This window comes from Alteribacillus persepolensis, assembly GCF_900099605.1.
Classification (GTDB): Bacteria; Bacillota; Bacilli; order Bacillales; family Marinococcaceae; genus Alteribacillus; species Alteribacillus persepolensis.
Window position 1 is genome coordinate 70,233 of record NZ_FNDK01000004.1, and the last position, 23,161, is coordinate 93,393.

Sequence of the window (23,161 nt, forward strand, 5' to 3'; positions counted from 1 at the left end):
CCTACCCTAGGAGGGACCATGATGGCAATTAAACGTAGGAAGATTTCTGTAATTGGTGCAGGGTTTACCGGTGCGACAACGGCTCTAATGACAGCACAAAAAGAGCTCGGGGATGTTGTGCTTGTTGATATTCCAGACATGGAAGATCCGACAAAAGGAAAGACACTAGACATGCTTGAGGCAACACCAGTAGAAGGAGCAGATGTGAACATTACGGGAACATCTGATTATGCCGATACAGCTGGTTCTGACGTTGTTGTCATTACAGCAGGGATTGCAAGAAAACCAGGTATGAGTCGTGATGACTTAGTAAATACAAATGCAAACATTATGAAGTCTGTTACAAAAGAAGTGGTAAAACATTCTCCAGATTGCTATATTATTGTTTTAACCAATCCGGCAGACGCCATGACGTATGCAGTGTATAAAGAGTCTGGATTCCCGAAAAATCGTGTTATTGGTCAATCCGGGGTGCTTGATACTGCACGTTTCCGTACGTTTGTTGCCCAGGAACTTGGTTTATCTGTAGAAGATATTCAAGGTTTTGTGCTTGGCGGGCACGGAGATGACATGGTGCCGCTCATCCGTTATTCCAACGCTGGCGGTGTTCCGCTAACAGCATTGATGTCTCAAGATCGTATTGATGCGATTGTAGAACGAACAAGAAAAGGCGGCGGTGAAATTGTAGGACTGCTGGGGAACGGCAGTGCATATTACGCGCCAGCGGCTTCTTTGACACAAATGATAGAAACGATTTTGAAAGATAAGAAACGTGTCCTGCCAACGATTGCTTATCTTGAAGGCGAATATGGCTATAAAGACTTATATGTTGGTGTACCTACCGTACTTGGCGGTGACGGTATTGAAAAAGTCATTGAGCTTGATTTAACAGAGGAAGAAAAGGCAGACTTCGCAAAGTCTGTTGAGTCGGTACGTAACGTGATGGAAGCTCTTCCAAAGGAATAAGCTGATCAAAAGGCTGTCAAATGGGTTTTTCACTCGTTTGACAGCTTTTTTGTATGTCAGGGACGTTTTATTCTAGTAAGTGGTTTGTCTCGGTGCGGTGAAGGTCCGGCTAGAAATAGGCAATTGTAGGAGCCTGTCATGTTATAGTATGATAAAAAGAGAGCACAAAGGGGATGGAAGTGAAACCGGAATAATATCTCTGCCGGTAATAAGGGGAAACCGGCGTGAAAAGGTGGAAAAAATTTATGCCGCAAAAATTGCTTGTTGTTGACGATGAAGAATCAATCATTACTCTTCTTTCTTACAATTTGGAGCAAGCGGGGTTTCAGGTAGATACGGCAATGGATGGGAAAGAAGCAATGGAAAAAGTGAGAAATGCTTCTTATGAACTAGTGGTACTTGATTTAATGCTTCCGGAGATGGACGGATTAGAAGTATGCAGGCAAATGCGCCAAGATAAGGTGAGCATTCCTATCCTTATGCTTACTGCAAAGGACGATGAGTTTGATAAAGTATTAGGTTTGGAACTTGGTGCCGATGATTACATGACAAAACCGTTCAGTCCACGAGAGCTTGTCGCTCGCGTCAAAGCTATCTTAAGAAGAGTGGATCAAGCTCCTGTACAAAAAGAAGAAAATATGACAACCGATAAAAAACTGCTTATTGGTCATTTAACCATTTATCCGGAAAATTATGAGGTGTATGTAAATGATGAACAACTGGAATTAACACCAAAGGAATTTGAGCTGCTTTTATACTTATCACATAATAAAGGTCGGGTAATGACGAGAGACCAGCTTTTAAACGCTGTATGGAATTACGAGTTTGTCGGTGACACGAGAATTGTTGATGTACATATTAGTCATTTACGAGAAAAAATAGAGCCGAACACGAAAAAACCAGTATATATAAAAACCGTTCGGGGACTCGGTTATAAGTTTGAGGAGCCGCCAGTTACATGATGAAGTTCCGAACCAGGCTCGTCTTTGGTTTAATGATTGCCATATTGTTTGTATTAGCTGCGCTTGGTATTCTGCTCGGTCAAATTTTAAAGGGCATATACATGGATCAATTGGAAGAAAGGCTTGGCAAGGAAGCTTCTCTTGCCGCTTTGGCCTTTCAAGATAAAGATGAAAACGAATGGCAAACGTTTGCAGAAGAGTTGGGAGATGCCCTTGATGTTCGTGTCACAGTTATTAAAGAAAACGGTGAGATAGCTGGAGAAACATTAGCTGATGCCGAAGCTGCAGAAAATTATTTACAACATCCTGAAATCGAACAAGCTGATGAAAATGGCGGAACAACGATCCGGTACAGTGAAGCGAGAGGAGAAGATTTATTTTATTATGCTTATCCTTTTTCTTATGGTGAAAATGAAAATGCTTATGTTCGCCTAGCGCTGCCGGTTGATCATTTAGGGGAAGTGAACCAGCAAATATGGATGTTTTTAGGTGTGAGTTTTTCGCTGGCATTTATTATCATTGTTTCATTAAGTTATCGTATTGCTAACCAATTAACACGACCAATTGGACAAGTGACGGAAGTAGCCAAGGAGCTTGCCAAAGGCAATTTCAAAGCAAGAACATATGAAGGAACAAAAGATGAAGTTGGCCAGTTGACAAGGTCTATTAATATTCTTGCTTACAATCTTGATCAAATAACAAGGCAGTACAAAATTCAGCAGGAAAGATTAGAAGCATTAATTGATCACATGGGCAGCGGCTTAATTTTTATTAACGATCGAGGCGATATTTCACTTGTTAATAGGTACTGTAAAGATATTTTCAACGAAAACACAGATGAATGGCTGCAGAAGCTGTATTACCAAGTGATTGAAGATAAACATTTAATTCAGCTTATCCAGCAGATTTTTCTGACTGAAGAAAAAGTGAAAGATCAAGTACAGCTGACAACGCGTCTTCAAGTGCAGCATTACGACGTGTATGGTGCACCAATCGTTGGAGACAGAGACAAGCTGCGCGGCATTGTGCTTGTATTGCACGATATCACCGAGCTGAAAAAGTTAGAACAAGTGCGCAAGGATTTTGTAGCCAATGTGTCTCATGAACTAAAGACACCCGTTACTTCTTTAAAAGGCTTCACCGAAACATTATTGGATGGCGCAATGGAAGATAAAAATGCAAGGAAGCAGTTTTTAGATATTATTTGGAAAGAAAGCGACCGCTTACAAGACTTAATTAGTGATTTACTAGAGCTGTCCAAAATAGAACAAGAATACTTCGAATTAAACTGGCAGCAAGTCCATGTAAATCAGTCAATCAAAGACGTGGTGGACTTATTGCAGCCAAAAGCGGAGGAAAAAAACATCACTTTGACATTTACCGCCCCTGAAACAATTCATATGGATGGCGATGCCGCCAGGTTTAAACAAATAGTGATAAACCTCATTTCTAATGCAATTGTGTATACACCAGAAGAGGGGGTAATTGATGTTAGTGTGAAAGCAGAACCCGATACCGTTATTGTGAAAGTGCAAGATACGGGGATTGGCATGAATGAACAAGAACTGCCGAGAATTTTTGAGCGCTTTTATCGTGTCAATAAAGATAGAAGCAGACATTCGGGAGGAACGGGATTAGGACTGGCCATTGTCAAGCACTTGGCTGAGGCACACCATGCAGAAATCGAGGTGGACAGTACGAAGCATAAAGGAACAACGTTTACCATTCGCTTTCCCAAGCACCATAATGAAGAAGAATAGTGTAAAATTTACAAAAAATTAACAACCATTAAATGACTCCTTTACGTTATCACTTTATCATTTAAGGTGAACGGTTTCATTTAGCTGTTATGCTGCTTTTTATCATCCCTTCAAGCAGCAGACAGGTTGAAACATCCCCTTTGAGAGACGAAAGCCTCCCCTTGGCTTTCGTCTTTTTGTGCTAGAAGGGTGTGAAGCGAGCGGAAGTAAATGTATGATGCGTTTAAATTTTTTTACTTTATTACTGGAATATGACAGTATTTGTAATATAATGAAAACCATGCCGCATGTGTGATGCATATACGTCTTACGATATCCTTTCAGTTTTTCTGAAACCGGATAGCTGTGTCTGTCGTATACGCACATAGAGAGAAAAAGGGGGATGAGCATGTGCTGACATTAAAGCAAATTATATTGGGGTTCTTTTCTTTTTTAGGCATTGTCATTTTAGCATTATTTTTATTTACAGGCTGGTATACAGTTGATGAATCGGAACAGGCGGCACTGATTACATTTGGCCGCGTAGATGAGACAGTCACAGAGCCTGGTTTGAAATTTAAATTACCTTGGCCGATTCAGCGGGCAGAGATTTTGTCCGTATCGACTAATTCTTTGCGGGTCGGTTATGAATCATCAGATGACGGAGAAGTCACGGATTATAACGATGAAGCGAAAATGATTACAGGTGACGAGAACATATTATTTGTTGACCTGGTGGTGCAGTGGCGGATAACGAATCCAGAAGAATACTTATTTAACGCCAGTGACCCGGAAAACATCTTATATCAGGCATCGTCTGCGTCGCTTCGCGGCGTGATTGGTAGTTCAGAAGTAGATGATGTATTAACGGACCAGCGTGCTGAAATTGAAGCGACCGTATTGGATTCATTAACAGAACTAGTCGATAAATATCAAATTGGCATTACGGTCATGGATGTGAAATTGCAAGATGTGGAGCTTCCGACAGAAGAAGTCCGCCAGGCGTTTACTGCGGTAACAGATGCAAGAGAAGAGCGGCTGACGAAGATTAATGAAGCCAATAAATATCGCAATCAAGAAATGAATGAAGCAGAAGGGGAAGCAGATGCAGTTATATCAAGAGCAGAAGGCCAGCGAGCACAGAGAGCAGAACAGGCTCGCGGGGAAACAGCAAGGTTTAATGCTCTGTATGATGAGTATATCAATGACCCAGAAGTAACAAGACAGCGTCTCGTTCTAGAAACATTGCAAGATGTGCTGCCATCCACCGAGCTTTATATTATCGACAGCCAGCAGGATACAGTGAATTATTTGCCAATACGGCCTTTAGATGAAAATCGATCCAGCAGTCGTGCTGCAGCAGATAATGCTCAAGAGGACGCAAACAACGGCGAGGGAGGCGATTCGGATGGCAGATGATAACAATGTCTTTGATATGCAAGAGCACCAGACAAGCTGGACGAAATGGATTAAAACAGCTGTCATTATTGTTGTTTTATTAGCGGTTCTCGTTATTGGATTGATGAATGTGTTTATTGTACAACAAGGCGAGTATAAAGTTGTTACCCAATTTGGAGAAGTTGTCCGCATTGAAAACGAACCTGGATTAAGCATTAAAGTTCCATTTATCCAACAAGTTCAGTCACTGCCGAAGTATCAAATGAACTACGATATTACATCAGCTGAAATTAATACACTTGATAAAAAAAGAGTACTGGTTGACAACTATGCTGTCTGGCGCGTGGAAAGTCCGCAAGCGATGATAGCCAATGCGAGAACAATTGAAAACGCAGAATCCATTATGGCTAATTTCATTAATTCGGTTATGCGTTCAGAACTGGGGCAGTTGGAATTTGATCAAATTATTAATGAAGAAGATTCCGCCCGAGGCGACGTCAATGAGATGGTAAGCAGCCGTGTTAATGAGCTGCTTGCAGACGGAAATTACGGAATTGTTGTAACAGATGTCCGCATGAAGCGAACGGACCTTCCAGAAGATAACGAAAAAGCTGTGTATCGACGGATGATCTCAGAGAGGGAATCGACAGCCCAGGAATACTTGTCGGAAGGGGATGCTGAAGCAAACCGCATTCGTGCTAATACTGATAAAGAAGTAACAGAAATGCTTTCTGAAGCAGAAGCGGATGCGGAAGAGATTATCGGGGAAGGGGAAGCGCAGGCTGCAGAAATATATAATAGTGCATTCAGCCGTGACCCGGAATTCTATGAGCTCTACAAGACACTGGAGACATATGAAACGACGATTGATGATGAAACGGTTATTGTTCTCCCGTCCGACTCTCCTTATGCTCGTATTTTAATGGGGTATGTGGATTAAAGAGTACAAGCAGTCCTAAAAAGGGGCTGCTTTCTTCATTTTTCAGGACACTTGCGCTTTTCTTTGTTAAGTAGAACTGCAAAATGCGAGTGTGATAAAATGTAGAAGGATAGAATACGTTTTATGATTTATTTTAAATAGAGAGGAGCTTTCTCATTGAGCAAGCTTGTATTGATTGACGGAAACAGCATTGCCTATCGTGCGTTTTTTGCACTGCCTTTATTAAACAACCAAAAAGGGGTCTACACAAATGCTGTTTATGGTTTTACAACGATGTTATTAAAAGTGTTAGAAGAAGAAGACCCTTCTCATATACTCGTTGCTTTTGACGCCGGCAAAACAACGTTTCGGCATGAGACGTTTGATGAATATAAGTCGGGACGCCAAAAAACACCCTCAGAGCTTTCTGAACAACTTCCTCTAATTCGTGAAACATTAGATGCATTTCAAATTTCTCATACGGAGTTAGCCAATTATGAAGCTGATGACATTATCGGCACATTGTCTAAGCAGGCGGAAGCAGAGGGCTGGGATGTGCGGGTTTACACTGGAGATAAAGACTTGCTGCAGCTCGTATCCGATAAAACGACAGTGGCGCTTACAAAAAAAGGTGTAACAAACATTGAGTCTTATGATGTCGCAGCCATTGACGAAAAGTATGGAATTAAACCTGCACAAATTGTTGATATGAAAGGACTGATGGGGGATAGTTCTGATAATATTCCAGGTGTGCCGGGTATTGGAGAGAAGACGGCGCTGAAGTTATTGAAAGAGTATGATTCGGTAGAAAATGTTTTAGATTCCATCGAACATATTTCCGGCAAGAAAATGAAGGAGCGTCTGACAGAACATAAAAAGCAAGCACTGATGAGCAAGGAGCTGGCGGTAATTTATCGAGATGTGCCGCTTCAAGTTGCCATAGAAGAAATAAAACGCCGTTCATATGATACGAAACAGCTGTCAGAGCTGTTTAAAGAATTGGAGTTTCAATCATTATTAGGTTCCATCGATGGAGCAGAAAACGAAAAAGAATCGCTGGAAGATATCTCCTTTGAAGCAGTAGATACGCTGAGCGAAGACATGTTGAAAAGTCCATCTGCGTTGATGGTTGAAGTTCCGCATGAAAATTATCACCATGCTGATATTTGGGGGATTTCTGTTGTCCATGAGGATGGCCGTTACTATTTTCCTTTAGAAGCAGCAGTGAAGTCTGACGCCTTTCGAAAATGGGCACAAGATGCATCGAAAGAGAAATATACATTTGACACCAAACGTGCCATGGTTGCTTTAGGGTGGCACGGCATTACGTTAAAAGGGGTAACCCATGATGCACTGATTGCCTCTTACTTGATTGATCCTTCTGTTTCTTCACACAGTGTCACAGACATTGCAAGCCGCCAGCAGAAAAACATTGTGCACAGCGATGAAGCAGTATACGGAAAAGGTGCTAAACAGAAAAAACCAGAAGATCCGGATTTGGCGGAGCATTTGGTGCGAAAAGGCGAAGCAGTATTTACGTTAAAACCACGGCTTGAAGAAGAGTTGAAAAACAATGAACAGTTTCAACTGTTTACGGAGTTAGAGATGCCTCTAACTCTCATTCTCGGGGAAATGGAAACGACGGGCGTCAAGGTGGATAAACAGCAGCTGGAGAAAATCGGGACAGAGCTCGATGAAAAACTGGACCAATTACAATCAGACATTTATGAATTAGCAGGCACCGAGTTTAATATTAATTCTCCAAAACAGCTTGGGCCGATTCTGTTCGAAAAACTCGATCTGCCTGTTATTAAAAAAACAAAAACGGGATACTCTACGTCGGCAGATGTATTAGAAAAGCTAGAAGACAAGCATGACATTATTCCAAAGCTGCTGTTGTACAGACAAGTGTCAAAGTTGAAATCCACTTATATTGAAGGGTTATTAAAGGTGATTCATCCAGATACGAATAAAATTCATACGATGTTTAACCAAGCGATTACGCAAACAGGACGTTTAAGTTCAACCGAACCTAATTTGCAAAATATCCCGATTCGTTTAGAAGAAGGACGCCGGATCAGAAAAGCATTTATTTCTGCAGAGCCGGGCTGGTCTATTCTTGCAGCTGACTATTCTCAAATTGAGCTGCGTGTCCTTGCTCATATCGCCAAAGATGAAGGTTTGATGGAAGCTTTCCAAAAAAACATGGACGTTCATACGAAAACGGCGATGGATGTGTTTCATGTGGACGAAGATGATGTGACATCAAACATGAGAAGGACGGCTAAAGCAGTGAATTTTGGTATCGTTTATGGCATTTCTGATTACGGATTGTCACAAAGCCTCGGCATTACAAGAAAAGAGGCTCAAGAGTTTATTGATCGCTATTTAGCGAGTTATCCCAACGTAAAAGAATACATGGATGACATCAAAGAAGAAGCGAGAGAGAAAGGATATGTGACGACGCTGTTAAACCGGAGGCGCTATCTTCCGGAAATAACGAGCAAAAATTTTAACCGCCGCTCGTTTGCAGAGCGTACGGCGATGAATACACCAATTCAAGGAACCGCAGCAGATATTATTAAGCAAGCCATGGTTGATGTGAACGAAGCGTTGAACAATCAAAATTTACACAGTCGTTTACTGCTGCAAGTGCATGACGAATTAATTTTTGAAGTGCCTGAAGAAGAGATAGATACAATGAAAGAGCTCGTATCTTCTGTGATGGAAAAAACAATGCAGCTTGATGTGCCGTTAGAGGTTGAAGTTTCTTATGGACCAACTTGGTATGATGCAAAGTAAGGGAGAGAAAGAATATGCCGGAACTTCCAGAGGTGGAGACGGTTCGTCGAACGCTTCATGAATTAGTAAAAGGAAAACAGATTAAACACGTAGAAGTGTATTGGCCCAGGATCATTAAAAGACCTGATGATAAAGATGCTTTTGCGACGCTTTTACAAGGGCAGACCATTCAGCAGATTGGGCGCCGCGGAAAATTCTTAACTTTTTATTTGGATGACTATGCTCTTGTTTCTCACCTGCGAATGGAAGGGAAATATGAGATGGCAGACGGAAAAGAGCCGGACAAGCACACACATGTACGCTTTTTCTTCTTTGATAACACAGAGCTCTACTATAAAGACGTTCGCAAGTTCGGAACGATGCATTTGTTTCCAAAAGGCAGCGAACAAGACCAAATGCCGCTTGTTCAGCTTGGACCAGAGCCATACGAAGATCCAAGCTTTACGAAACAGTATCTAGAAGAAGTATTTTATAAGACAACAAGAGATATAAAAACCGTTCTGCTTGACCAGCGGGCAGTTGCTGGTTTAGGTAATATTTATGTGGATGAGGCGTTATTTAAAGCGGGAATACGTCCGAATACGAAAGCGCAAGATTTACCGCAGCAAGCCATTGAGCTTTTACATGAAAAGATTATGGAGACGATACAAACCGCAGTTGAAAAAGGTGGAAGTTCTGTTCGTTCCTACGTAAATGGCCACGGGGACATGGGGTTGTTTCAATTGGAGCTGCATGTTTACAACAGGCAGGGCGAAGCTTGCACGGTATGCGGCAATGAAATTGAGAAGACCGTTGTTGCTGGAAGAGGAACGCATTATTGCAATAATTGTCAGCCCATCCTTACGAAAGTGAAAGGGTAGTAACAACGTATAGGCTCCTTCCATATACTGTCGTAGACGCAGACAGGGAGGAGCCAATCTCCTATGACAGAATTAGTTTCTTTATGTTTGTTGGCATTTGCAGTAAGTGTAGACAGTTTCGGGGCAGGGCTTGCTTATGGATTGCGCGGTTTAGAACTGCCATTTAAATCGCTTATGCTAATCGGCTTTTGTTCAGGTATTTCTGTGCTGATTGGGGGCGGCACAGCGTCAGTGCTGGCGGCATACGTGCCCTCCTTTGTCACAGAAGCCATTGGAGGCGGTATATTAATACTCATCGGTGTATGGGCGCTTTTGCAGGTGTTAAAAGATGGTCGTCATCCTGCATCGCAAAAAGAACAGAAGGCATCTGCCAATGAAAATCGGAAAGGGTTCGTAGTACAGCTGGTTCATATCATAAGAAAGCCTGATGAAGCGGACTTAGACCGGTCTGGCAGCATTAATCCAAAAGAAGCTGTATTTCTTGGTGCCGCATTATCTTTAGATGCTTTTGGAGCTGGTATGGGAGCTTCACTTATCGGCTTATCCCCTTTTTGGTTAGCTTGTGCTGTGACTATTATGTGCTCCTTGTTTTTAGCAGTTGGTATGAAGGGCGGGAAAAAATTAGCAGCATTTGATGTTGTTCAAAAACTGTCTTTTGTACCAGGAGTGCTTCTTATTTGTCTTGGATTGTGGAACCTGTATTAAAATACCATCGCAGTTTTTAAGATGTACTGTTCACTGAGAGAGGAGAGAAAGGTATGATCATAGGGTTAACAGGAGGTATTGCAAGCGGAAAAAGCTTGATTGCAAATGAAATAAAAGCATACAATATCCCTGTTATTGATGCTGATTACATTGCAAAAGAAGTGGTCGAACCAGGAGAAGCAGCGTATGAAAAAGTCGTTGAAGAATTCGGTGTTGGTATTTTAGAAAAAGATGGAACTATCGCACGCAAGGAATTGGGACGGCTTGTGTTTGGAGATGAAAAGAAGCGGCAGATATTGAATCAAATTATGCACCCGGCCATTAGACAGCGCATGATAGAAAAGAAAAAGCACTATCAAACACAAGGATATGAGCATGTGGTGTTAGATATCCCGCTGCTTATTGAGAGCCAGCTGCAGCATATGGTAGACAAAGTGCTGCTCATTTATGTAGACGCAGCGACGCAGAAAGACCGCTTAATAAAAAGAGACCAAGCAGGAGAAGAAGATGCCGATAACCGTATTGCTTCGCAAATGCCGTTAAAAGATAAAAAAGTACATGCAGATGCTGTTATTGATAATAATGGTACACGTGAATCGTCTCAAAAACAGCTCGTTGATATATTCAAACAATGGAATATCTTATAAAAGAAAGCTCTAGCAGACAGCTGCTGGAGCTTTTTGCATTATGGAAAGGCTTATTGCACAAGTGAAACGCAGCTTTGGCTGCAAGCGCTTGATGACAATCTGGGATTTTTGGTCATGCTGGAAAAAGTGACCACAGGGGGAGTAAAAGTATGTCACATTTTGGAGGGAAGGATGCATGATGAGATGATATGAATGCGTTATATCGAATAATGGGGGCATTTTTTCCGTGTACCGTTTCGGTTGGACATAATTTGCTTTAGAGGAGCTTTATTTTTCATATAAAAAGTTGTTTGAACAGCGAATGTGTGTACGTTTATTTTTAAACATCAGGACATTCGTGGTTTTCTAAAAAAATTTCAAAAAAAATAGTACCAAAACCGATTAATGTGATATACTATTTTTAGAAAAAGAGATTAATTAGTATATCATAAATTTTCGGGGAGGCTTTTCTGTATGAAAGCAAAAGTAGCAGTAAATGGATTTGGACGGATTGGCCGGATGGTTTTCCGTAAGGCAATGATGGACGATTCTTTGGATGTTGTTGCGGTAAATGCAAGCTATCCTGCCGAAACGTTAGCTCACTTAATTAAATATGATTCCATTCACGGTCTATATGACAAAGAAGTAGAGGGCAAGGATGATGCCTTGTATGTGGATGGCAAAAAAGTTCAACTGCTTAGCGACCGTGATCCAAAAAACCTTCCCTGGGAAAAGCTGGGCGTTGATATCGTTATAGAAGCAACAGGCAAATTTAAAACAAAAGAAAGTGCATCTTTACACATAGAAGCAGGAGCAAAAAAGGTCGTTATTACAGCTCCCGGAAAAAACGAAGACGCGACCATTGTGATGGGAGTAAACGAAGAAGATTACGATGCAGATGAACATCATATTATTTCCAATGCATCTTGTACGACAAATTGTCTGGCTCCTGTTGTGAAAGTTCTCGATCGTTCGTTTGGAATTGAAAGCGGTTTGATGACGACAGTGCACTCGTACACTAATGACCAAAAGAATATCGATAATCCGCATAAAGATTTGCGCCGGGCACGAGCATGCGGACAATCGATTATTCCAACATCTACAGGGGCGGCAAAAGCTATATCAAAAGTGCTTCCGAACCTGGATGGAAAAATGAATGGCATGGCACTGAGAGTGCCAACTCCAAATGTGTCGCTTGTTGATTTAGTAGTTGATACGAAAAAATCCGTTACGGTAGAAAGTATTAATGAAGCATTGCAAGAAGCTTCTAAGACGGATTTGCAAGGCATTTTAGCATATACAAATGATCCGCTCGTTTCTATCGACTTTAATGGAAATGAAAATTCTTCTATTATTGATGGGTTGTCGACAATGGTGATGAACAAAAAACAGGCAAAGGTTTTAGCTTGGTACGACAATGAGTGGGGTTATTCCTGCCGTGTGGTTGATTTAGTCCGCTATGTAGGAAAACGCCTTGAAAAAAAGTCAGTCGTTAATGCGTAATGCCAAAATATAATACGGGATGAGAGGCTGTCTCAAAGGGGGGATTCTCCTTTAAGGCAGCCTTTTCTATGGCGGATAGGAAAGTATAAAGGTTGGCCGTTTACTCATAGAAAAAATGGAACATGAGTGGGTTTTGTTAAAAGAGACAGAAAAGAGAAAGGCTTGACTTATGAAACCTCTTGTTTATGTTTTAGGAAAGCTTTATTGTCCATTGTCTAAGCTTTTCTTGGAAAGATCTTATATTGGAGCGGGGAAGCATCTTTCCAATCGGTGTTAGGAAGTGGTATGATAAGTACATATGAAAAATGAATGCAACAGCCATAGCGGCTTTTGATGGAGATGATACAATGCTTTGTCCGGCATGCCACTCTCAAACGACAAGAGTTTTGGATTCAAGGCCGAGCAACGAAGGGCGGTCGATTCGGCGGCGGCGGGAATGTGATGCTTGCCAGCACCGCTTCACAACATTTGAAACGGTGGAAGAAATCCCCCTTATTGTTGTCAAAAAAGAAGGAACAAGAGAAGAGTTCAGCAAAGAAAAGATATTGCGTGGACTTATTCGAGCTTGTGAAAAACGCCCGGTTGCGTTAGAAACACTGGAAGAAATCGTTGATGATGTTGAACAGCAATTACGCGGCGATGGAAAGTCTGAAATTAAAAGCGAAGATATTGGTGAAATGGTGATGGAGCGCCTTCATTCCGTCGATGATGTGGCTTATGTTCGCTTTGCTTCGGTGTACCGGCAATTTAAAGATATTAATGTATTTATTAGTGAATTAAAAGAATTAATTAATAAAGAAAATGAAAATGAAAAGTAACGAGAGCTTAAGGAGACTAACCTGAGCTCTTTTTTTCCTTATACTTTCGGCAAAGAAGGGAGGCTGCCATGAAACTGCACTGGACAGAATTGCTGCCGATTGACCGATTTTGTGTGCGGACCAAAGACCAGCTTGGCGATCGTGATTATAAGGTGTTGCAGCTATTGTATCAGCCGCTGACTGGTGTACAAGCGATTTCTTTATATAACTATTTATGGAGCAAATTGGAAAAAGACAGTTATTGGAGCAGGGAAGCAACACACCATGAAATGATGGCTATGCTTCATCTTCCTTTGGATGATATTTTTCAGGCGCGCCGTGTACTAGAAGGAATTGGTTTACTGCGGACATTTCGTCGAAAAGAAGAAACCTCTACTTTTTTTGTGTACGAATTGCAGCCGCCGATGACCCCGTCCCAGTTTTTTCAAAATGATGTGTTAAGTGTTTTTTTGTATAATAAATTAGGGAAAGAACGCTATATTGAACTTCGCAATCGTTTTGTTATTGAAACGGTTGATACAAGTGCTTATTCTGAAGTAACGGCTGCGTTCGACGATGTATTCGCTTCTTTGCAGTATTCAGAGATTCATCCCCAAAACGGATTTGTTCCGCAAGACACGGACCAAGACATGGCAGGTGTGGATAAACAAGAGAATCTTTCTTTTAACGAAGAAGCATTTGATTTTGATTTGTTAAAGGCAGATCTCCCTGTCTTTATCGATGCGGATAAAATATTACATGATGAGATAAAAACAGTGATTCGGCGCTTGGCGTTTGTCTATCAACTGGATCCTTTAGAAATGAGCCGTGTCGTGCAGCAATCGTTGTCAAACGATGACACACTCAACCAACAAGAATTACGCAAAAAAGTCCAAGAGTGGTATCGGTTTGAACACGGCAATGAACCACCAGCGCTGGGACTGCGCACACAGCCGCAGCAATATCGAACGATGACAAACAAAGAACCGGTCACCGAAACAGAAAAAATGGCATTCTTTTATGAGCAGACATCGCCCATCCGTTTTTTAGAAATGATTTCCGATGGAGCAAAAGTACCGATGGCTGATGTCAAGCTGGTTGAAACGCTCATCTTTGATTACCAGCTTCAGCCCGGTGTAGTCAATGTCTTAATTGATTATGTCTTAAAAACCAACAATATGAAGCTGCATCAAAATCTTGTTCAAAAAATAGCCGGCCATTGGTCAAGAAAACAAATCCAAACTGTCAAAGAAGCGATGGAGCTGGCGAAAAAAGAATATCGAGCGGCAAAAAAGACACAGCAGCATAACAGTAAAAGCAATAACCAAAAAGGACAAGGTTATTATTCCCGGCCATATGTACGAAAAGATAAGCTGCCAAAGTGGCTGGAAAAGGATAATCAACAGCAAGAAAGCAAAACCCAGCGTGCGGCAGTGGATGCATCATCTGTTGATGATAACCTGCTTGAACAAAAGCAGCAATTTGAAGAAATGCTAAGGCGCCGTAAGAGCATACGGCAAAAATGAGGTGACCTATTATGGACTCTATCCGGTCGTCTTTAGAACATTTTATGGATAACAGTGCTTGGAAACAGCGGTACGCTAAATTAAAACAAGAGGTATTAGCTTACCCGCGTGTTCAAGAGTTTTTACAAGAATATCCGGAATGGACAAATGAAGATACAAAGACGCACATGATGAAGCTGTTTGAATTCAAACGAGAAAGAGAAAACTGTGATGCTTGTCCAGGATTGGCTGATTGTCCGAATATGATGCAAGGCTATCAGCCGCAACTTAAAATGGAAAAAGGCCAGCCGCTGGTGACATATCATCCGTGTCGATTAAAACAGCAGGCCGATGAACGGAAAAAGCAGCAGTCGTTAATTAAGAGTTTATATATTCCAAAAGAAATTTTAGAAGCCACTTTTGACGATATTGAACAAGATCATGCCAGCCGTTTGTCAGCAAGTAATCAATGTTTACAGTTTGCCTTGCAGGCCGCACCTGGTGAAGATGCAAAGGGGTTATACCTTCACGGTAAATTTGGAGTAGGCAAGACATATATGATGGGAGCGGTGGCAAATGAATTAGCAGAACGCAGCATTTCATCGATGATGGTATATGTTCCGGACTTTTTCCGTGAAATGAAACAAGCTTTATCGGATGGCTCCGTACAAGAAAAGATTGACAAGGTTAAAGCGGTAGATGTATTAATTTTAGATGACATTGGTGCAGAAACGACGTCTGCTTGGGTGAGAGACGATGTACTTGGGGTGATTTTACAGTATCGATTAATGGAAAAACTGCCCACCCTGTACACATCCAATTACGACTATGAAGAATTAGAAACACATTTAGCTTATTCCCAAAAAGGCGGCATTGAACAAATGAAAGCAAAACGCATAATGGAGCGGATTAAACATTTAACAACACCCATTTTTATTGATGGGAAAAACCGCCGGGAAATGTAAATTTCAGGCTTATCACTAGGAAAGCTTTTATTCTGTATGATAGGATAAGTATAGTCTTGCATACATTAATTATGATTAATGATTTGTAACGGAATAATTGTTCCCACTTTTTGTATATGGGGGTTTTAAAATATGAGCATAGATCCTATTCTAAACAAAGCGTTAAACGGCGAGCGTCTCACGATGGAAGATGCGGTGCGTCTGTATGAAAGTGATGAAATTGAGAAAATGGGTGCAGCTGCAAACGAAGTGATGAAAAAGTGGCATCCTGAGCCTGTCACGACGTTTGTGATTGGACGAAACGTTAACTACACGAATTTCTGTGATACATACTGCCGTTTTTGCGCATTTTATCGCAGACCGGGGTCGGATGAAGGGTATGTTTTATCCAATGAAGAGATCTTTAAAAAAATACAAGAAACGGCGGACGTGAACGGAACGGAAATTTTGATGCAGGGAGGAACGAATCCGGATTTGCCATTTAGTTATTACACGGATTTGCTGCGTGAAATTAAACAGCGCTTCCCCGGCATTACCATGCATTCGTTCTCACCAGCAGAGATTTATAAAATGGTGGAGGTCTCCGGTCTTTCCTTAGAAGAAGTACTGCGGCAGCTTCACGAAGCAGGCCTTGATTCACTGCCGGGCGGCGGAGCAGAAATTCTTACCGAGGAAACACGTAAAAAAGTCAGCCGCTTAAAGTGCACAGGCGAGCAGTGGATTGACTGCATGAAAACAGCGAAAAAAGTTGGCATGCACGGGACAGCAACGATGGTCATTGGTTTAACCGAATCAAACGAGGAGCGTGCGTTGCACTTACAAAAAATTCGAGATGCCCAAGATGAAAGCAACTGTTTCTTAGCGTTTATTTCTTGGACGTTCCAGCCGGATAATACTAATATGAAAGGGGAAATTATTTCTCCAGAAGGGTATTTACGCAACGTTGCAATCTCAAGACTATTTTTGGATAACATTCCAAACTTCCAGTCTTCCTGGGTAACGATGGGACCGGAAACGGGTAAACGCTCCTTAGAGTTTGGATGTAATGATTTTGGAAGCACCATGATGGAAGAAAATGTTGTATCTGCAGCTGGTACAACATATAAGGTGAACACAAACCAGATTTTAGAGCTGATTCGCGAAGCGGGTAAAATACCGGCACAGCGCGATACAAAATACAATATTTTGCGTCGTTTTGATGGCAATACAACGGCTGAAAAAGATTTTGTCATGCAGAACTAAGATAACGAAACGAAAACGTTTATCGGCGGTGTGTCCGCTGATAAGCGTTTTTTTTACGGGGGATTGAGCATGTAAGCTGCTATGTAAGCTGCTCAAGCTGTGTGCAGGGCGTCTGTGATTTGTACGTGTAATGACATGCTGATTTATATCAAATCAATAAATGGGCACTATAAAAGCGGAGGTGTTACAACAATGGCTCATGCTTATCTTTGCCCAAACTGCAAAACAAACCGCTCGCGTTTTAATATTATTGAACAAAGTGTCACACCGGTAAAGCTGGACCCGCGATCGGGAGAAGTGGTACAGGAATATACAGATGATGCTCTTGAGGTATACCATGTCACATACCAAGGACCAGCTTACCGGATTCAATGCGGAGCCTGTGGACTGATTGAAGATGAGAACACGTTTATACAACATGCCAGACACATGCCCGGAAATAACCGCTAAAAGCCTTCTAGAAATCTCTAGAAGGTTTTTTTGTGTGAATGTAGGCATGTTTTTCTGCGCTGTTCCATAGGTATAAAAATAGAGCGGGTACAAGCACTCTTCCAACGATGAACCAATGAGACGAACAATGTCTGCATGGACAGTAATCACAGACAAGTTTCACAAATACAGGCTACAATAGATGTCTTTTTGTGCAGGGGGGAATGAAAGGTTGTTCTCAATCGATTTTACTTGTGAAACAGAAAGTGATATCGTATATCATTTGTTAGAAAGGGACAAGCAAAAATGGGAGAAGAACGGCATTTTTACTGGCAATCTATATAAAAAACAGGAAACCATCGTGTGGGAGTTTGAAGGGAAAAACGATCAATTGCAGGAAAGTATCGTTCCCTACTTAGCTGCTTCGTTATGTGATTATCTGATAAAAGAAAAAGAGCTTTACTGGGTAAAGGAGCATATTGAACACACGTTTTTTTACCGGGAGGAAGCGGCAGCGATTACCGATATCGCGCATTCGCTTTTAGAGGGAGAGCGGCAGGAAGTGCCCGAAACCAACCTGTTACAAAAGCGTAAACACTTTGTGTATCATGAACTGGCAGAAGAAATCAAAAATAATGATTACATTCAATGGGAACCTGTGCTGACATTTCGACTTCACAATTACCGGCAGCTTTTAATGAAAGCGGCTTCTGCTGCGATTGATGAATACAAATGGGAGCAAGAGTATCAAACGATGATTGAAGCATGCCGCCATTATTTAAAGCATTCTGCTTCGCTGTGTACGGTTCTCCACATTTTATTAAAAGAAAAGCCTGTTTTTTTAGATGAACATTTACGCCCGGTCGACCAATGGACGAGGCTTCATCACCTAGAACCTGCTTTGGTTTTTGAAAAAAGTCTGCCGTTTGAATATATGGCTGTCAGTCCAGCTGTGAGCCTTGCTCCGAATGAACTGCACGTGTATGCAGATGAAGAAAACGGCACGATCCAAACGTTTGAAATGATTTTTCAAGAGAAGTTAGTAAGGAAAAGCACAACACAATGGCCGCTTGGTCCGCAAGCAAAAAGTTCCTCTTAAGGAGCTTTTTGTTTGTTAATAGAAAGCATCATATATGCGACGAATGTTTTCTTTCAGCTCGTTTGCACGGACAAACCGGGCTTCTCGAAACAATTCTTTGCCATCTGCGTACATAGATAAGAATGGAAAAGTGAATACTGACAAATGGCCGGCTGTTTCAGGCACTTTCTGCATATTAATAGAGGCTGTGTGAATAAAAGGGAATTCAGAAAGAACTTCCTCCACCTGAGGAAGTAAATCGTGACATACGCTTCACTGCGGGTGGTATACATACAAAAAAGCAAGCCCGGACTGATGGATGAATGTTTCTAATTGTTCCATAGAGTGCAGTGGTTTCATTGGTTTCACTTCCTTGTCTGTTTACCGTATGATAATCGTTTGGAAAACTGTCATCAAGTGATGCACATATGAGTGCCTGTGGCAAACGGACTTGCATTCTCACTTAATGTAGCCCCGTTTAGATGCTTGCCGGCTAAACCTTCCTTTTTCTTTTCGTACTCTTCTTTTATCCCGCCTTTTTTCAACGCTTTGATACAAATATCATGAGGAACGTAACATGCATATGTCACACAAGTAATCATTGTGTAATAGAATCAACAAGTCGACGAGATATGTTTGTAATATTACTATGTTATATTTACCAATACAGGAAATATAAGGGAGTGTATTTTTTTATGAAGAAATGGATAAGTGCTTTAACGATTGCTATGGCTTTTCTAGTTGGTACAGCCGTGCAAAGTGCAGAAGCTTCGAATACATACACAGTAAAAAGCGGAGACACATTATATCGAATTTCTTTAAACCACGGGGTTTCCGTTGCTGACCTAAAGGAATGGAATGATCTTTCGTCCAATGTGATTTATCCGAATCAGACACTTGATGTAAAAGAAAACAAAAATGTAGCGTCACAATCGACAAGCAGGCAAGAAACAGAAAAACAAGCAGTTCGTGAAATGACTGTCTCGTCAACGGCTTATACAGCTAATTGCAGCGGCTGTTCTGGTGTGACAGCTACCGGAATTAATTTAAAGGCAAATCCAGACCAAAAAGTGATTTCGGTGGACCCAAACGTGATTCCGCTCGGAACAGAAGTACATGTTGAAGGATATGGAACGGCGGTTGCTGGAGACACAGGCGGCGCAATCAAAGGAAATAAAATTGATGTCTTTTTCCCTAGCCGCAGCGAAGCGCTACAGTGGGGACGAAAAGATGTAAATATAAAAATTTTGGAATAGAGAAGAAGCTGTTTCGAGCCTGTGATACATCGGGTTTGAAACAGCTTCTTTGATGGAAACAGGTTGATTTTCCGTTTGAGTGTCTCTATAATAACAACAGGAAGAATTAAACGCAGATAATGCAGCGATAAGGACACGAGAAGCAATGATTTCCTTTATGACAGAGAAGAAGGCCGCGGCTGAAAGCTTTCTATAAAGGCTTTGTTTCTTACCACCTTGGAGCAGCAGGGCAGAACAGCGAGTACATGCCTCGTTTATTAAGCACTGACGGGACCAGCCGTTAACCTGGCAATGAGAACGGAAAAATCAGCTTTTTTCCGTAAATAAGGGTGGAACCGCGGTCTATTCGCCCCTTCGTGAAGAAGGGGTGTTTTTTTATGCTGTAAACTTCCCCGAAGTCAGGCTGCAGTACTTCCGGTACGCTGTAAGAGCAGGCACGACGACAGGTAATTTTTCCAAACGATAAGACAGGAGGTATTAGGATGGCAGACAATGTACAGATAACATTTCCAGATGGTAACGTTAAGTCGTTTGAGGAGGGTGTCACAACTGAGGAAATCGCGGCATCCATTAGTCCAGGGTTGAAAAAGCAGGCATTAGCTGGAAAGTTAGATGGAAAAGAAATTGATTTGCGCACGCCGATTTATACAGATGGGAAGATTGAAATTGTTACTTCAAAAAATGATGAGGGCTTGGAAATACTTCGCCACAGTACAGCCCATCTCATGGCACAAGCTGTTAAACGGCTGTACGATGACGTCAAGTTAGGTGTCGGCCCTGTTATTGAACATGGGTTTTATTATGATATTGATATGCCGCATCAATTAACGCCGGAAGATTTACCAAAAATCGAAAAAGAAATGAAAAAAATTATCGATGAAAACCATGAAATAGTGCGGAAAGAAGTAAGCCGTGAAGAAGCGAAAGAAATATACCGGGAAATCGGTGATGATTTGAAGCTGGAGTTAATTGATGATATTCCAAGTGGAGAGACGGTTTCCATTTACGAACAGGGCGAGTTTTTTGACCTTTGCCGCGGTGTGCATGTGCCGAGCACATCGAAGCTGAAAAAATTCAAATTAATGAGTATTTCTGGTGCATACTGGCGCGGTGACAGTGACAATAAAATGTTACAGCGCATTTATGGAACCGCCTTTTTTAAACAGTCCGAGTTAGATGAACATTTGAAGATGTTAGAAGAGGCAAAAGAACGCGACCACCGCAAGTTGGGGAAAGAGCTGGGTATTTTTTCAGTGAATCAAAAAGTAGGACAAGGTCTTCCGCTTTGGCTTCCAAAAGGCGCAACCATCCGCCGTACGATTGAGCGCTATATTGTCGATATGGAAGAGCGTCTTGGGTATGAGCACGTGTATACTCCTGTGTTAGGAAGTTCCGAGCTATACAAGACATCCGGGCATTGGGACCATTATCAAGATGATATGTTCCCGCCAATGGAAATGGATAATGAAACGCTTGTCATTCGCCCGATGAACTGTCCGCATCACATGATGGTATATAAAAACGAGCTGCACAGCTATCGTGACCTGCCGGTTCGAATTGCTGAACTTGGCATGATGCACCGCTATGAGAAATCAGGGGCGCTTGCTGGTTTGCAACGTGTGCGGGCGATGACGTTAAATGATGCCCACATTTTTGCGCGTCCTGATCAATTGAAAGAGGAATTTGTTCGTGTTGTGGAACTTATTCAACACGTGTATCAGGACTTTGGCCTAAACGATTACTATTTCCGTTTATCGTACCGCGACCCAGAAGACAAAGAAAAATATGTAGACAACGATGCAATGTGGGATAAAGCACAAGCGATGTTAAAAGAAGCGATGGATGATATGGGGGTTGAGTACGTCGAAGCCGAAGGAGAAGCAGCATTTTATGGACCAAAACTCGACGTGCAAGTGAAAACGGCGCTTGGAAAAGATGAAACATTATCAACGGTTCAGCTGGATTTCCATTTGCCGGAGCGTTTCGATTTAACATACATCGGAAAAGACGGACAAGAACATCGCCCGGTAGTCATTCACCGTGGTATCGTTTCAACCATGGAACGTTTTATCGCATTTTTGCTTGAAGAATACAAAGGAGCATTTCCAACGTGGCTGGCTCCAGTGCAAGCTGAAATTATTCCAGTATCCCAAGAAGTACACTTGGAATATGCCCGAAAGGTAGAAGATGAGCTGCGCAAGGCAGGTGTGCGGGCAGAAGTAGATACACGTGATGAGAAAATCGGCTATAAAATCCGCGAAGCACAAATGCAAAAAATTCCATACATGATTGTGCTGGGGGATAAAGAAAAAGATGCAGAAGCTGTCAATATCCGCCGGTATGGGCAAGATGATTCTCATTCTTATGGATTAACTGATTTTGTTAAAGAGATAAAAGAACAAATTGATACGCGCAGCCTTGATTAAAAGAGAACAGCCTGCTTGCTGCATAGATGCTGCCAGCAAGCAGGCACTTTATCATATGATAGAAAATATGTGAAGAAAGGTTGCATGTTTTTTGTATTTTCGTTAGGATAAATAAGTGGTGCTAAGAAGGTTTGACATCATCACAGGCATATGGTAACGTTAATGAGTAATTGAAAAATGACAAACCAAAACAAGCAGAAGCGCCCGCTTCTCACCTGATTGACGCTGCAAGCTGTTGACAGGTTATGGTGATTTCCTGAATAGTGAGAAACGATCATCGTGTGGGCGCAGTATGTGTGCCTGCTTTTTTTATACTTTAAAAGGAAAAACTTTTCTTTAAAGTATAAAGTATAAGAAAAAGCGGAGGCTTCTATTACGGTAAGCTGCGTTTTTTCGAATGCGCTGTGACTGCTTTACTTGGTAAAATTTCTGGAGGTGGCTCATTATTCGTAATGATATGAAGGTTAATGATGGAATCCGTGCGCGTGAGGTACGTTTGATTGATGCGAATGGCGATCAGCTGGGTGTCAAATCAAAAAATGAAGCGCTGGATTTGGCTGATAAAGCTAACCTTGATTTAGTACTTGTAGCTCCAAATGCAAAGCCTCCCGTATGCCGAATTATGGACTACGGTAAATACCGCTTTGAACAGCAAAAGAAAGAGAAAGAGGCTCGCAAAAAGCAAAAAGTCATTAACGTGAAAGAGGTGCGCTTAAGCCCGAATATTGAAGAACACGATTTCAATACGAAGCTGCGCAACGCTCGCAAGTTTTTGCAAAAAGGCGATAAAGTAAAAGCGGCTATTCGTTTCCGCGGACGCATGATTACACACTCTGACATCGGTAAAAACGTATTAGAGCGCATGGCCGAAGAGTGTAAAGATATAGCTTCTGTAGAAACAAAGCCGAAGATGGAAGGACGCAGCATGTTCCTTATGCTCGCTCCAAAATCAGAAAAAGACAATAAATAGGTTTTAAAACGAC

The 23,161-nt window shown here is 41.7% G+C and carries 19 protein-coding genes and 1 other annotated feature; all 19 genes read left to right on the forward strand.

The window, feature by feature from the left end; all coding sequences use genetic code 11:
• Window positions 1-21 precede the first annotated feature (21 nt).
• The 19 genes from mdh to infC all read left to right on the forward strand — a co-directional run bounded on the left by mdh (window position 22) and on the right by infC (window position 23,148).
• On the forward strand, window positions 22-966 hold the full coding sequence (mdh, locus tag BLT18_RS05320; protein ID WP_091271910.1) for a malate dehydrogenase: 945 nt from the start codon (window positions 22-24) through the stop codon (window positions 964-966).
• A gap of 245 nt (window positions 967-1,211) precedes the next feature.
• Window positions 1,212-1,928 carry a response regulator transcription factor gene (locus BLT18_RS05325; protein WP_091271912.1) on the forward strand — a complete coding sequence of 239 codons (717 nt, stop codon included), beginning with the start codon at window positions 1,212-1,214 and terminating at the stop codon, window positions 1,926-1,928.
• Complete coding sequence (gene pnpS / locus BLT18_RS05330) at window positions 1,925-3,688, forward strand: two-component system histidine kinase PnpS (protein ID WP_091271914.1); 1,764 nt, start codon at window positions 1,925-1,927, stop codon at window positions 3,686-3,688. Before BLT18_RS05325 ends, pnpS begins: the two co-directional genes overlap by 4 nt.
• A gap of 393 nt (window positions 3,689-4,081) precedes the next feature.
• Window positions 4,082-5,086 (forward strand): FtsH protease activity modulator HflK, encoded by a 1,005-nt coding sequence (gene hflK / locus BLT18_RS05335; RefSeq protein ID WP_175487385.1) that lies wholly within the window; start codon window positions 4,082-4,084, stop codon window positions 5,084-5,086.
• Window positions 5,076-6,005, forward strand: a complete 930-nt coding sequence (gene hflC / locus BLT18_RS05340) for a protease modulator HflC (RefSeq protein ID WP_091271918.1) — start codon at window positions 5,076-5,078, stop codon at window positions 6,003-6,005. Before hflK ends, hflC begins: the two co-directional genes overlap by 11 nt.
• Before the next feature lie 156 nt (window positions 6,006-6,161).
• Window positions 6,162-8,786, forward strand: coding sequence for a DNA polymerase I (polA, locus tag BLT18_RS05345; RefSeq protein WP_091271919.1), 2,625 nt, complete (start codon window positions 6,162-6,164; stop codon window positions 8,784-8,786).
• A gap of 14 nt (window positions 8,787-8,800) precedes the next feature.
• A complete protein-coding gene (gene mutM, locus BLT18_RS05350; protein WP_091271920.1) occupies window positions 8,801-9,646 on the forward strand; it encodes a DNA-formamidopyrimidine glycosylase in 846 nt (281 codons plus the stop codon).
• Between the two features lie 63 nt (window positions 9,647-9,709).
• Window positions 9,710-10,351, forward strand: a complete 642-nt coding sequence (ytaF, locus tag BLT18_RS05355) for a sporulation membrane protein YtaF (RefSeq protein ID WP_091271922.1) — start codon at window positions 9,710-9,712, stop codon at window positions 10,349-10,351.
• Between the two features lie 53 nt (window positions 10,352-10,404).
• The gene (coaE, locus tag BLT18_RS05360; RefSeq protein WP_091271924.1) at window positions 10,405-10,998 is read left to right on the forward strand and encodes a dephospho-CoA kinase; all 594 of its coding nucleotides are present in this window, start codon (window positions 10,405-10,407) and stop codon (window positions 10,996-10,998) included.
• A 453-nt stretch (window positions 10,999-11,451) separates the two neighbouring features.
• Window positions 11,452-12,480 carry a glyceraldehyde-3-phosphate dehydrogenase gene (locus tag BLT18_RS05365; RefSeq protein ID WP_091271926.1) on the forward strand — a complete coding sequence of 343 codons (1,029 nt, stop codon included), beginning with the start codon at window positions 11,452-11,454 and terminating at the stop codon, window positions 12,478-12,480.
• Between the two features lie 347 nt (window positions 12,481-12,827).
• Complete coding sequence (gene nrdR / locus BLT18_RS05370) at window positions 12,828-13,298, forward strand: transcriptional regulator NrdR (protein ID WP_091272050.1); 471 nt, start codon at window positions 12,828-12,830, stop codon at window positions 13,296-13,298.
• 68 nt (window positions 13,299-13,366) lie between these two features.
• Window positions 13,367-14,803: a replication initiation and membrane attachment family protein gene (locus tag BLT18_RS05375; RefSeq protein WP_091271928.1), complete on the forward strand. Its 1,437-nt coding sequence runs from the start codon at window positions 13,367-13,369 to the stop codon at window positions 14,801-14,803.
• Between the two features lie 11 nt (window positions 14,804-14,814).
• Window positions 14,815-15,747 carry a primosomal protein DnaI gene (dnaI, locus tag BLT18_RS05380; RefSeq protein WP_091271933.1) on the forward strand — a complete coding sequence of 311 codons (933 nt, stop codon included), beginning with the start codon at window positions 14,815-14,817 and terminating at the stop codon, window positions 15,745-15,747.
• A 132-nt stretch (window positions 15,748-15,879) separates the two neighbouring features.
• The gene (gene mqnC / locus BLT18_RS05385) at window positions 15,880-16,989 is read left to right on the forward strand and encodes a cyclic dehypoxanthinyl futalosine synthase (RefSeq protein ID WP_091271935.1); all 1,110 of its coding nucleotides are present in this window, start codon (window positions 15,880-15,882) and stop codon (window positions 16,987-16,989) included.
• 192 nt (window positions 16,990-17,181) lie between these two features.
• On the forward strand, window positions 17,182-17,439 hold the full coding sequence (locus BLT18_RS05390; protein ID WP_091271937.1) for a DNA alkylation repair protein: 258 nt from the start codon (window positions 17,182-17,184) through the stop codon (window positions 17,437-17,439).
• A gap of 211 nt (window positions 17,440-17,650) precedes the next feature.
• Window positions 17,651-18,517, forward strand: coding sequence for a putative sporulation protein YtxC (ytxC, locus tag BLT18_RS05395; RefSeq protein ID WP_175487383.1), 867 nt, complete (start codon window positions 17,651-17,653; stop codon window positions 18,515-18,517).
• A 674-nt stretch (window positions 18,518-19,191) separates the two neighbouring features.
• On the forward strand, window positions 19,192-19,752 hold the full coding sequence (locus tag BLT18_RS05405) for a 3D domain-containing protein (RefSeq protein WP_091271942.1): 561 nt from the start codon (window positions 19,192-19,194) through the stop codon (window positions 19,750-19,752).
• Between the two features lie 482 nt (window positions 19,753-20,234).
• Window positions 20,235-22,178 (forward strand): threonine--tRNA ligase, encoded by a 1,944-nt coding sequence (gene thrS / locus BLT18_RS05410; RefSeq protein ID WP_091271944.1) that lies wholly within the window; start codon window positions 20,235-20,237, stop codon window positions 22,176-22,178.
• A gap of 186 nt (window positions 22,179-22,364) precedes the next feature.
• Window positions 22,365-22,496, forward strand: a sequence feature (ribosomal protein L20 leader region).
• Window positions 22,497-22,635: 139 nt separating this feature from the next.
• Complete coding sequence (infC, locus tag BLT18_RS05415) at window positions 22,636-23,148, forward strand: translation initiation factor IF-3 (protein ID WP_091271946.1); 513 nt, start codon at window positions 22,636-22,638, stop codon at window positions 23,146-23,148.
• Window positions 23,149-23,161: the final 13 nt, after the last annotated feature.